The organism is Photorhabdus sp. RM96S (assembly GCF_042879335.1).
In the GTDB taxonomy this organism is placed as follows: Bacteria; Pseudomonadota; Gammaproteobacteria; order Enterobacterales; family Enterobacteriaceae; genus Photorhabdus; species Photorhabdus kayaii.
Genome location: NZ_JBHFKT010000295.1, coordinates 1 through 223, shown reverse-complemented (window position 1 = coordinate 223; position 223 = coordinate 1). Strand labels below are relative to the sequence as shown.

Here is a 223-nt window from a genome sequence, read left to right as displayed (position 1 = left end):
CGGCATCATCCTGACGGTGGACATTCACCGCTTACTGACCGACAACAAAGCCCAGCGGGAACAGGTTATTGCCGCGCTTCACCTGCGCCTGCAGGATCTGCGATTAACCCTACATCATCATCTGCCTGTCTATCTGGTGCTGACCAAACTCGACCGGCTGCACGGTTTCAGCGCCGCCTTTCAGTCACTGGACAGGCCGCAGCGCGCCCAGATCCTGGGCGTC

1 protein-coding gene is annotated in these 223 nt (G+C 59.6%); it reads left to right on the top strand.

Features of this window, described 5'->3' with window-relative positions; genetic code table 11:
* Positions 1–223 (top strand): type VI secretion protein IcmF/TssM N-terminal domain-containing protein (locus tag ACGF49_RS25425; protein ID WP_387493626.1); only part of this gene is annotated, 223 nt, incomplete at both ends.